Consider the following 12,016-nt stretch of genomic DNA (forward strand, 5'->3'; position numbering starts at 1 on the left):
GTAAGAACATATGCCTGCACTTCCTTTGCAAGAAGCTTTTCTGTTTCATCTGCAGTTTTATAGGAGCAGTTAAAACCATTCACCTGAGATCCCGGCAAAAAATGATCTGTAAAATAGTGTACACCATATCCATAAGCCCCTGCTGTAAGGATCAGCAGGATCATGATCAGTGCAATGACCAACTTTTTGCCCGTTTTCATTTTTTCTTTTTCCTCATCCATGAGCTCTCTCCAATAGTTATGACTGCCCGGTATTACGCGTGCTGAAATACCGGGCAGTCTGATGTGATCGATTTATTTCTCCAGAAGTTTTTCCACACTTACAAGCTTCACACAGAGAACAAATACCTCTGCTGCCTTGCCAAGCTCCTCAACGCTTGGGTAGCTTGGTGCAATACGGATATTGCTGTCTTTCGGGTCCTTTCCATATGGATAGGTTGCGCCTGCTCCAGTCATAACAACGCCTGCTTCTTTTGCTTTGGCAACGATGGCTTTCGCACAGCCTTCCATAGAATCAAAGGAAATGAAATATCCGCCGTGAGGTTTGGTCCACTCACCGATTCCAAGTCCGTTAAGCTCTTTATCCAGTGTTGCGAGAACAAGCTCGAATTTCGGACGAAGGATGTCTGCGTGTTTCTTCATATGCTCATGCAGTCCGTTGATATCTTTGAAGAAACGAACGTGACGAAGCTGGTTCAGTTTGTCGTGTCCGATGGTCTGTACAGTCATGTATTTGCGGAAGTCATCCAGGTTCGCCTTGGATGCAGCAACTGCTGCGATACCGGAACCAGGGAAGCTTACCTTGGAGGTAGAAGTAAATTTATAAACAATGTCCGGATTTCCTGCTTTCGCACACTCATCAAGGATCTCAAGAAGGAAATCCTGATTGTCATCATAGAGATGATGGATGCTGTAAGCGTTATCCCAGTAAATACGGAAGTCCGGTGCAGCCGGCTTCAGATGCGCAAAACGCTTAACTGTTTCTTCGGAATAGGTGTAGCCCTGCGGATTGGAATATTTCGGAACACACCAGATTCCTTTTACTGCCGGATCTTCATTGACATATTTCTCAACCATGTCCATATCCGGGCCTTCCGGAGACATCGGAATGTTGATCATCTCAATGCCGAAAAATTCTGTGATACGAAAATGACGGTCGTATCCTGGTACAGGACAGAGGAATTTCACCTTGTCAAGCTTGCACCATGGTGTATTTCCCATTACTCCGTGGGAATAGGAACGTGCAATGGTATCGAACATTACGTTCAGACTGGAGTTACCATAGATGATGATGTTCTCTGGCTCTACCTCTGACATCTCACCGAGAAGTCTCTTGGCTTCCGGGATTCCGTCGATGACTCCATAGTTACGGCAGTCCACACCGGTCTCACATTTCAGATCTGCATCCCCTGCAAGTACTTCCATCATTTTCATGGAAAGATCAAGCTGATCCGGTGCAGGTTTACCACGGGACATATCCAGTGCCAGACCTTCGGCTTTGATCTCGTCGAACTCACGGTCAAGTTCTTTCTTTAAATCGAGTAGCTCTTCCCTGCTCATCTCACAATATTTTTTCATAAGTTTGCTTCTCCTCTTTTTGTGCACAGTTTCATATCTACGGTTGCTGTGTTTCTTCTGTTAACGATTTCTGTCTGTCAGGAATTCTCTGCAAAATCTCTTCCGCAAAAAACAGCCACAGTTTCACGGAAGCGGGAAGCCTCTGCCCCGGCAGAAAATCTCTGCGTACATTTTAGTATGTAAAAGCGCTGTTGTCAAATCTTTCGTGGAAAATTCTGCACTTCTCTTGCACAGCATCCATTTTTCCTCTATACTGGAAAAAACATTATTATGGTGTTTTATGGATTCATGTCCCGATCAGCCGGATCTGGTACAGTAATCTCCGGAAATGCTATATAAAAATGCTATATATATCTTATAAATTTACTATTATGAAAGAGGTATTGATCATCATGTGGATTGCAGATGGATGGAAAGAATATGAAGTTATTGATACATCAAAAGGAGAAAAGCTGGAGCGCTGGGGGGATTATCTTCTGGTTCGTCCGGACCCGCAGGTAATCTGGGATACTCCCCGCAAAAACCGTGGCTGGAAGCATATGAACGGACATTATCACAGAAGCAGCCGTGGCGGCGGTGAGTGGGAGTTCTTTGATCTGCCTCATCAGTGGGAGCTTCATTACAAGGACCTTACTTTTAATCTGAAGCCTTTCAGCTTCAAGCATACAGGACTTTTCCCGGAGCAGGCTGTGAACTGGGACTGGTTCGGTGAAAAGATCCGCAATGCAGGACGCCCGATCAAGGTCTTAAATCTTTTTGCCTATACCGGCGGCGCTACTCTGGCTGCAGCTGCAGCCGGCGCTTCCGTTACTCACGTGGACGCTTCCAAAGGTATGGTGAACTGGGCAAAAGAGAATGCTGCTGCTTCCGGACTTTCCGGTGCGCCGATCCGCTGGCTTGTGGATGACTGCGTGAAGTTCGTAGAGCGTGAGATCCGCAGAGGGAATCATTATGATGCGATCATTATGGACCCGCCTTCTTACGGCCGCGGACCTAAGGGCGAGATCTGGAAGATCGAGGATGCGATCCATCCGCTGATCAAGCTTTGTACGAAGATCCTCAGTGATGATCCGCTGTTTTTCCTGGTAAATTCCTATACTACAGGTCTTGCACCGGCTGTTCTGACTTATATGCTTGCCACGGAGCTAAAACCCTGGAAGGGTAATGTGGAGTCACAGGAGATCGGACTTCCTGTAACAGAAAGTGGTCTGGTTCTTCCTTGCGGAGCTTCCGGACGGTGGAGCTCCTCCCGGTAGGATAGGGCTGTTGTGGCATCCTTATTAGCTGGCACTTTTTTTCTGCTGTTGTGAACTGCTGTGAGTTGGGGTTTTTCCTTTCTAGGGGACACTTTGGCGTGGGCAGGGTTGCGAGAAGGGGAAGCACTCGGAGTTAGCGAAGGTCACAGAAAGCCCGAGACATACCGCGCGAATTTATACGATCAGTATAAATTCTGTGCATCACAAAGCGTATTACTGAAAACGGAGTGAACAGTAACTTTTTATCAGGTATCTTTTTGTATTTTCTGATTATTTGTATTGAAACGCTTTTTTGATAGGTCTATAATATAGAAAAAAGGAGCGTGATCTTTATGAGTACGGAAACTACGAAGGATACTCTTCCTTTTACCTGCACGCCGGCTTATAACCGGGATGCCTGTAAGGGATGTGTCTGTTCTACCTGCTATGAGCAGGAATTTTGTGACCGGTGCAGCTCCTGTGTAGAGCAGGGACATCGGAAAGAACGATGCAATGCTTATGAGGGAGCCTACAATTACTAACAAAAAAAGGATCTGAAAAGGGCAGAACTATTTGTAAAATCTCGCCTTTTACAGATCCTTTTTATTATTATCCACCACCCAACAGATCGGCACAGCCTCCCCTTCTCGACACCCCCGAATCCCGCACCCTGTCAGAACATTCACACCCACTACAACGCCGAACAGCGGCGTGGCCAGGAGGGGAAGAGCGCGAGAAGGGGAGACGGCCTTCGCAACTCCGAGTGCTTCCCCTTCTCGCAAATTACCGCCTTCCAAAAGGCCGAACCTTTATCCCCAAAATAAAAAATTATAAAAAAAAGAGACCGTCAGACCAATAAAGTCCAACAGTCTCAAAAAAGAAAAAAAATCTTTTTATTCTTACACTTTCTTATTTATTCTTAACTTTTTCAAGCATCTCCTCAGCTCTCTCAATCTCACTCTTCTCATCCTTCGGAAGAACAATATTAAGAATAATCGCAAATACCGCTGCCGGAACAATACCGGAACCGCCGAAGATCAGGCTGATCGCCTGTGGCAGATGCACCAGGATCGCTGTATTGGAGCCAAGTCCATAACCAAGACCAAGTGCTACGGAAACGATCGTAACATTTCTCGGTCCGATCGGCCACTTGGTAATTAACTGGATACCGCTGACAACAATAGATGAGAACATCATAACAGCAGCGCCGCCAAGAACACTCTGCGGCATGATGGAGATCAGTGCAGCAAGCTTCGGGAACAGTCCGCATGCGATCAGGAAGATTCCTCCTGTAGCGATACAGAAACGGTTTACAACCTTATTCATTGCAACCAGACCAACGTTCTGGCTGAAGGATGTGTTCGGAAGCACACCGAACAGTGCTGCGAAGGAAGATCCAAGTCCGTCACACATAACACCACCGGAAAGCTCTTTGTCTGTAGCCTCTCTTCCAAGACCACCCTCTGTGATTCCGGAAATATCACCAACTGTTTCAACTGCAGTTACAATAAACATGATCAGGATCGGCACGATCGCACGTGCGTCAAACACCCATTTTACAGGCATCAGTGCCGGTACCGCAAACCATTTTGCCTGAGCAACCTTGTCCCAGTTGAGAACCCAGGCCTTTGTAGCCTCCACAGTAGCACCTGTGTCATCTACATATGTAAATGTTGTAGGAAGTACCATAGCCATGATACTTACCAGAATGTATCCCACGATAATACCGATGAGGATTGAAGAAAAGCTTGTGAAGCCTTTTGTTCCATGCTTCAGTACAATGATCACGATCAGAACTACAAAGCCTACGAAAAGGTTTTCAAGAGAACCGTAATCCTTTGCGGAGCTTCCGCCACCGAAAGAGCTGATTCCCACACCGATCAGTGAAAGACCGATTGAAAGTACAACTGTACCTGTTACAACAGATGGGAAAAATTTTCTCAAGGGCTTCAGAAAGCTTCCCAGAACAGTCTCAAAAAGACCGCCGATAAAGCAGGCTGCCATGATTGAACCATAGGCAACGATACCATTTCCCATGACTCCGGCAACGCTCTGACATACGCCGATGAAGCCTGAACTTGTTCCCATAACGATAGGAAGCTTGCCACCGACCGGTCCGATCGTAAAGACCTGTACAAGTGTAACAATTCCTGCGATCAGCATTGCATTCTGAAGTAATGCAACCTGAAGATCCCCTCCTGCTTCGATCCCGCAGGCAGCTGTGATGATCAGAAGCGGGGTAAGATTACCCACAAACATGGCAAGCACGTGCTGCAGTCCAAGGGGAATTGCCACCTTAAGAGGTGGGCGTCCGTCCAGCTCATAAGGGCTGGCTGTGTTTTTCTCCTGTTTTTCCATAATGAATCCATCCTTTCTTTCCCTATGTCCTGACGATAACATAAAAAAGAAGGCAGTTATACCCACTGCTGAATATAACCGCCCTGTTATCTGTCAGTACACGTATCGTGTCTCTTCTGTTTCGACACTCTTATCTGAACTGTTATTTCAGACTCCTGAAAAACGGGTTCATTATACAGTATCCCAACATCTATATCAAGTGTTAATTAACAAGTTGTTGATTTTTTTGCAGCTTTTTTTGCCTGGCTCTCACTCCAGAGCTCATCGGCCTGTTTCTTCCATACCTCTGCATAGTGATCACATTTTGCACAGAGATGCTCCGCTGTTTCCGGAGACTGAAGATCTGTAGATTTCGCTCCTGCACGCTCAACCATCTTGCGGAGAAGCTCAGGATTTTCAAGCATCGGACATGGACGAAGCATGTTTTTGTTGAACGGCTGACCCTTGTGATATTCCATAAAGATCGGGCTCTTCAGCGCCTCAAGGAGTGTACATTCTTTAATGTTCGCATTGGAGAAATGAATGAATACACAAGGATCCACATCTCCGTTTGCATTGATATGGAGGTAACGGCGGCCACCTGCGATACATCCGCCTACATACTCTGCATCATTCTGGAAGTCCATAGTGAAGAGAGATTTTGTGGCACGGAATCTGCGGACGCTATCGTACATTTTGATTCTCTGCTCCGGTGTGGGAAGGAGATCTGCTGCTGCATCATTTCCAACCGGCATATAGTGGAAGAACCATGCAAAATAAGCTCCGCACTCAATCAGATGATCAAAATACTCCTCACTGCTTACTGCATCTACGTTTGCGGATGTGTAGCATGTGGAAACACCGAACGGAAGGCCATGACTCTTCAGAAGCTCCATGGCGTGCATAACCTTCTGATATACACCATCACCACGACGTCCGTCTGTAGTTGCCTCTGTTCCCTCAAGGCTGATAGCCGGAACGAAGTTTTTCACACGGAGCATTTCCTGACAGAATTCTTCGTCAATAAGAGTTCCGTTTGTGAAGGAAAGGAACTCGCAGTCCGGATTCATCTCACAGATCTTAATGAGATCCTTTTTGCGTACCAGTGGCTCACCGCCTGTGTAGATGTACATATAGGTTCCCAGTTCTTTACCCTGTTTTACGATAGAATCGATGGTCTCAAAATCCAGGTTCAGCTTGTGGCCATACTCTGCTGCCCAGCATCCTGTGCAATGAAGGTTACATGCGCTGGTAGGATCAAGAAGAATTGCCCACGGTACATTGCAGTCATTCTCTTCTGATACCTTTTCCTGCGTTGCGCTTCCCTTAAGACTGGCATTTACAATAAAGTTACGGAAAAATGTCTGGCGTACGCCTGCATCCAGCTGATACATACGAAGGATCAGCTGATACCAGTTGTCCTTTGCCTCGATGGAGTGACGGATCGCATTTCTCTGTCCTGCATACCAGCCATCCGGTGTTACTTTATCAACCATTTCCATGATCTTCGGTATATTTGTCTCCGGATCCTTCTCAAGATAATCCAGTGCTTTTGTTACGGTAGCTGCGATCGCTGCCTGTTTTGCTTTGTCTACGATTCCCATACTCTATTTCCTCCTATGTTATTATCTAAAGTGATTGGTTATTTTTATGTTTATGTTTAAAGCCGACTCTTGATGATCTTGATCGTCAGGATCCCGACCCATAGATTGAGGATCCCTTCCAGTAAAATGGAAAATCCTACCAGTGCCATCATCGTAGCTGCTGCTTCACATGGTCTGATAAAAACCAGAACTCCGATCACTCCGGTGACCAGTGCGACCAGCAGAATCTGCCACCACAGCGCCAGACCGAATCTCTTCGCATCTACAGACATCTGGATCTTAAACAGGGCATCTGCCAGGATCAGGATTCCGAACACGGAAAAAATAAGATCCACTGCGAAATTTTTTCTGGCTATCAGGATCACTCCCACTGCCATCAGCAAGATCCCGAAAGCCAGATCAAACTGAAATGCCAGACAGAAAGCATCTCTCGTGAAATATCCGCTGATCTTAATAGCCCCGTACAGGATCAGCATGATTCCCATAAGCACGCACAGCATTTTTACAGAGCTTTTGGGCCTTGCCATCAGAAAAATACCCAGCACACAGAACAGTAATGACATGACGATGTAGATGTTTTTTACAAGCTTCAGCTGTTTCAGGTCATCCATACGTTCCCTCCTTGATAATTTTTTCTCATTTATTGTACTGAATTATACATCCCTGTGTCGTTTAAAAAAACAGACAAAAAAGAGCCAGTGCCTAAATTTTAGACACCAGCTCAAAATTAACCGTTTCTATACCTTAATAAAATTCGAGGACATTCCTGTTCTACAGCTAAATGGATATTTTTAATCTTCATTTAGTTGAAATCATAGCTTTTCTTTCAGATTTTTGTACTGACTCTCAAGGCTCTTCTCGTAAATATACTCCAGCTTATGCATATCTGACAGGATATCATAATCCATATCATGCCGTAGCCAGTCCAGGATCACTCCCACAAATACACATTTATAATACCGGCTTATAAGATGCCTATCTTCCTGATCCATTTCAAAGTCTCCGACCGCCCTGTTGATCAGCTCCTCCACCACACGCTCTGCGGCATGATCCAGATAATCGGCAAATACATCCCTCTGGATCGAGCGGTACAGATGTATCATGGCTTTTTTGTTCTTCTGAACTGCGTTGACAAGGATTTCCATACAGTCGCTGACTGATTCCGGTACTTTCTGATCCTTCAGAATGTCATTCAGCTCTTCCTTTACCATTGCTTCCACTGCATCCGGAATATCTCTGAAATGGTAGTAAAATGTATTCCTGTTTACTCCACAGCGTTCCACAATGTCCTTTACCGTAATCTTGGACAATGGTTTTTCGTTCATAAGTTCCGTCAGTGTATGCAGTATGATCTGTCTTGTAAAACCTGGCATTTTCTCTCCCCCATCACAAGCTTTCCTCGGGTTATTTCCTTATTATGTCATAAAAATAACATACTTTCAAGCAACAACATGTTCGAAAATGTCCATAAATCCCCGGAGATCTTTCTCCCGATAACTGTCCCATGACCTGGCTGAACAAGGTTTTGTCAGATCTCTTCTTTCTGTTCCTGCACTTTTTTCTCTGGCTGAACATGAACGATTCCCTCCACAACGGTATGGTTTCTGACCTGATTTACCACAATATCCAGGTTTTTCCAGCTGCATCGGAACTGTTCTCCGTCCTCCGGTACACGTTCCAGAACTCCGCAGACAAAGCCGCTGAAAGTATCATATTTTTCTACAGGAAGCTCCACATTTATGACCTCTGCCACATCATCCAGGATCGCTCCTCCCTGTATTTTCCAGATATGTTCTCCTGTCTTCTCAATATCATCCGGCTTCGGCAGATCTGTCCTGTCGTCAATATCTCCCACCAGCGTCTCCACAAGATCATGCAGAGTGACAATTCCTACAAAGCAGCCATATTCATCCAACACTACTGCAAAATAATCCCGTTTTTCCCTCATTTCCCGGAAGATCAGGTTGGCACGCATGGATTCCGGTACAAAAAACGGCGAATAACAGGCATGATGCAGAACAGCTTCTCTGGATCTGTCATCCAGGCGGAAATAATCTCTGGTGTCCAGAATATGGATAATATCATCTTGGTCTTCCCCGCATACCGGATAAAAGGTGTGACGGTTCTCTCTGATGATCCGTTCCCATTCCTCATCAGAGTCTTCCATATAGAGGACAACCACATCTCTTCTGTGTGTACAGATCTCATCTGCCGCAGTATCATCCAGGTCAAAAACATTCTGGATCATCTCGCTTTCTTCCTGCTGGATGCTGCCCTGTTCATTTCCCTCTGTAAGCAGCATACGGATCTCTTCCTCTGTGGCCTGCTCCTCTTTTTCTTCCGGTTTGATTCCCATCAGATACAGCACACCATTGGCAGTTACTGTCAGAAGTGCAGTAGCCGGCCAGACTGCGATCATCGCGATCTTAAGAAGTCCTGCCAGACGCAGAGACAGCTCATCCGGATTTTTCATTCCCAGACGTCTTGGCACCAGTTCTCCGAACAGAAGACTTACATAGGAAAGCAGTATGGTCACAATGATCATGCATACGATCTTCAGAACATTCTGTGGTACATCTATCCCTGACCTTATCAGTGCCTCTGTCATCGGCTGTGCAAAATATTCTGCCGCAAAAGCGCTCTGCAGAAATCCTGCCGTAGTTACCGTTACACGGATCGCTGTCATAAAATGTGCCGGCTGTTCTGTAAGCTTTATCAAAATCTGCGCCCGGTGATCTCCCTCTTCTGCCAGCTCCTTCATCTTCGCTTCATTCATGGACAGAACCGCCATTTCCGCACCTGCGAAAACAGAATTCAGAAAGATCAGGAACACCAGTAAAACAATTGCCTGTATCATATTTTTATTCCCCTCAGTATAGTCGTCCGGAATTATTCCGAACCAATTATAATACAGAAAGCGGACCGTTATCATCCGCTTTCCTGTTGCTTATTCTGATTATTATTACATAAGATAGCATAACCCTTCCGGTCTGTCAAACCATCAACCTCCAACCAGCAATATACTATGATATAAAAAGCAGCAGATACATACAACAGAACGGCCTTTCATCTTCCACTCTGCTGCATGCCTATGAACATCATCGCTGCACGACCTATGTTCACTCTGCTGCTTCCTTTTCCATATGATGTTTCGGAAATTCCATAATGATCTCGGTTCCCTGTCCCGGTTCACTGTTAAGCCACAGCCTGCCGTTCAGAGTTTTTACCCCGTGCTTCACAATGGAAAGGCCAAGACCGGTTCCGCCGATTTCCTTGGAATGGCTTTTGTCCACCCGATAAAAGCGTTCAAAAATGCGTTCCTGATTTTCCTTCGGAATACCGATCCCTGTATCCCGCACATTCACGCGAACTGCATCCTCGCCATCCTTCAGTCTCACAAAGACCTCTCCACCCCGACGGTTATATTTGACAGCATTATCGCAGACATTATAGAGAACCTCTTCCATGATCGTCGGCACTGTATCCAGCACTGTACTTCCGCCTTCCATATACATATGCACTTCCTGCTTTTCGGCAGCTTCATGTAAGGTAGAAAAAATATCATGAGTCAGACTGTAAAGATCCAGCTTTTCCCACTGATACGGCAATCCGCCCTCATCCAGACGGGAGATCCGGATCACATCTCCAACCAGACGGATCAGTCTCTGCGCTTCCTTATAGATGCGTCCTGCAAAAACCTTCACATCCTCATCCTTCACAAATCCGTCCTGCATGATCTCTGCAAAGCCGGAAATAGAAGTCAGCGGTGTTTTCAGCTCGTGGGAAACATTGGCGGAAAATTCTCTGCGCAGCTGTTCCCGTTCTACTTTTTCGGTTACGTCCACCAGAAGAATCACCGCGCCTTCTGTCTTGTTTTCTCTTGTGACCGGATTGGCGATCACCTGAATCTCACTGCCATCCAGACGAAGGATCTTGTTCTCATGCTTTCCTTCAAGGACCTGCCCAACGACACCTCGAAACTCCTCCGAGCGGTTCAGAAGATATACACTTTCTCCTGTTTTGATCTCCTTTACCTTAAGAAGCTTTCCCACACTGGAGTTGATAGAAAGTACCATGGTATAACGGTCGATCACAAGAAGTCCCTCCTGCATGTTCTCCGTGATAATAGAAAATTCTTTCTGCTGTCTTCTGGCTGCCTCAAGCTGCAGACGGATCTGCCGGCTCTGTCTGCCAATCTTGCTGAGAAGCGGCTGTACCTCATCATAGGCATCATTCTCATCCGGATGCTCCAGATCAAGCCCATTAAGAGGTTCCACAACCTTCCCGGAAAGCCTGGATGCAAATACGCCGGACAGGAGCAGCATAAGTATCAGAACTGCAGCAAAAGGCGGAAGCAGCTGCAGGAGCAGCATCCATACAGAAGCCTGGTTACTGGAAACTCTCAGCACATTGCCATTTTCAAGGCGTACTGCATAATACATTGTTTTTTCGGAAAGCGTGGATGACATTCTTTCATCCGCACCTTCTCCGTTGATCTCTGCTTCACGGATCTCCTTGCGATGTCCGTGATTATCCATGCTTTCCACATTTGCCTCATTGTCGTAGATAACTTTTCCACTTTCATCCACATAAGTGATCCTGGAATCCTCATCATTCAGCTTCTTCAGATAATCTGTCCCGGTACTTTCCACACCTCTGGAAATATACACGGCTTCTTTCTTCAGCTCACCCATCAGCTGTCCCTGAAAATAGTGATAAAGGATCCCCACGACAAATGCCAGTCCCAGTACTGTGATCAGTGATGAAACCAGCATGATATACTTAAATATTTTTTTACTCAAAGCTCAGCCCTTTCCTTTCTCCGAAATCTATATAGCATTTTACAAAAGCAATGTAAAAATAATTATCCGGAAAAAGTTAAATCCTTGTAAATTTCATCACATTATAAAAAGTGCTGTGATATCCTTTCAATACCACAGCACTTTTTTATAATAATGCAACTCTTTGCAATCTGCTCTTACTTATTTCTATTCCTCAACAAAATAGTTATCTGTATGACTGGAACCGCTTCTGTGGTTTCCTGTGATGGAATATTCCACCCACTCTGCAATGTTCACAGCGTGATCACCGATACGCTCGAAATATTTTGCAGCCATAAGGATATCCAGACCGATGTTTGCATCCGGCTTTCCGTTATTCAGGACCTCGGCCAGCTTTTCCTTAATATCATTGAAGGCATCGTCCACCTTATCATCATCGTCAATAACCTTTCTGCAAAGCTCAAGATCACCCTTTACAAAGG

The 12,016-nt window shown here is 45.6% G+C and carries 10 protein-coding genes and 1 pseudogene; 2 read left to right on the forward strand and 9 right to left on the reverse strand.

What is annotated here, in order from left to right; genetic code table 11:
• Both AB5026_RS17890 and AB5026_RS17895 read right to left on the reverse strand, forming a co-directional pair.
• Positions 1-221, reverse strand: a pseudogene (locus tag AB5026_RS17890) (peptidoglycan-binding protein); the annotation flags it as partial.
• 72 nt (positions 222-293) lie between these two features.
• Positions 294-1,577 (reverse strand): hypothetical protein, encoded by a 1,284-nt coding sequence (locus tag AB5026_RS17895; protein WP_021651427.1) that lies wholly within the window; start codon positions 1,575-1,577, stop codon positions 294-296.
• Positions 1,578-1,969: 392 nt separating this feature from the next.
• On the opposite strand from AB5026_RS17895, the gene AB5026_RS17900 reads away from it, so the two are divergent.
• Complete coding sequence (locus AB5026_RS17900) at positions 1,970-2,833, forward strand: class I SAM-dependent methyltransferase (RefSeq protein WP_092069884.1); 864 nt, start codon at positions 1,970-1,972, stop codon at positions 2,831-2,833.
• A gap of 332 nt (positions 2,834-3,165) precedes the next feature.
• On the forward strand, positions 3,166-3,354 hold the full coding sequence (locus tag AB5026_RS17905) for a hypothetical protein (protein WP_110103587.1): 189 nt from the start codon (positions 3,166-3,168) through the stop codon (positions 3,352-3,354).
• 367 nt (positions 3,355-3,721) lie between these two features.
• On the opposite strand, the gene AB5026_RS17910 is transcribed toward AB5026_RS17905, so the two are convergent.
• From AB5026_RS17910 to AB5026_RS17940, 7 genes are all read right to left on the reverse strand, one after another.
• A complete protein-coding gene (locus tag AB5026_RS17910) occupies positions 3,722-5,170 on the reverse strand; it encodes a uracil-xanthine permease family protein (RefSeq protein WP_118752848.1) in 1,449 nt (482 codons plus the stop codon).
• 206 nt (positions 5,171-5,376) lie between these two features.
• A complete protein-coding gene (locus tag AB5026_RS17915) occupies positions 5,377-6,753 on the reverse strand; it encodes a radical SAM protein (protein ID WP_059086672.1) in 1,377 nt (458 codons plus the stop codon).
• 56 nt (positions 6,754-6,809) lie between these two features.
• Positions 6,810-7,364, reverse strand: a complete 555-nt coding sequence (locus tag AB5026_RS17920; protein WP_021977012.1) for an HdeD family acid-resistance protein — start codon at positions 7,362-7,364, stop codon at positions 6,810-6,812.
• A gap of 201 nt (positions 7,365-7,565) precedes the next feature.
• A complete protein-coding gene (locus tag AB5026_RS17925) occupies positions 7,566-8,126 on the reverse strand; it encodes a TetR/AcrR family transcriptional regulator C-terminal domain-containing protein (protein WP_015526280.1) in 561 nt (186 codons plus the stop codon).
• Between the two features lie 155 nt (positions 8,127-8,281).
• Positions 8,282-9,610, reverse strand: a complete 1,329-nt coding sequence (locus AB5026_RS17930) for a hemolysin family protein (protein WP_242872553.1) — start codon at positions 9,608-9,610, stop codon at positions 8,282-8,284.
• Positions 9,611-9,872: 262 nt separating this feature from the next.
• Positions 9,873-11,555, reverse strand: coding sequence for an ATP-binding protein (locus AB5026_RS17935; RefSeq protein ID WP_368214075.1), 1,683 nt, complete (start codon positions 11,553-11,555; stop codon positions 9,873-9,875).
• Positions 11,556-11,741: 186 nt separating this feature from the next.
• On the reverse strand, positions 11,742-12,016 hold a 275-nt coding region (locus AB5026_RS17940), incomplete at its 5' end, for a PhoU domain-containing protein (protein WP_368214076.1).

It is taken from the genome of Blautia sp. RTP21359st1_E11_RTP21359_211015 (genome assembly GCF_040910705.1).
Classification (GTDB): domain Bacteria; phylum Bacillota; class Clostridia; order Lachnospirales; family Lachnospiraceae; genus Blautia_A; species Blautia_A fusiformis.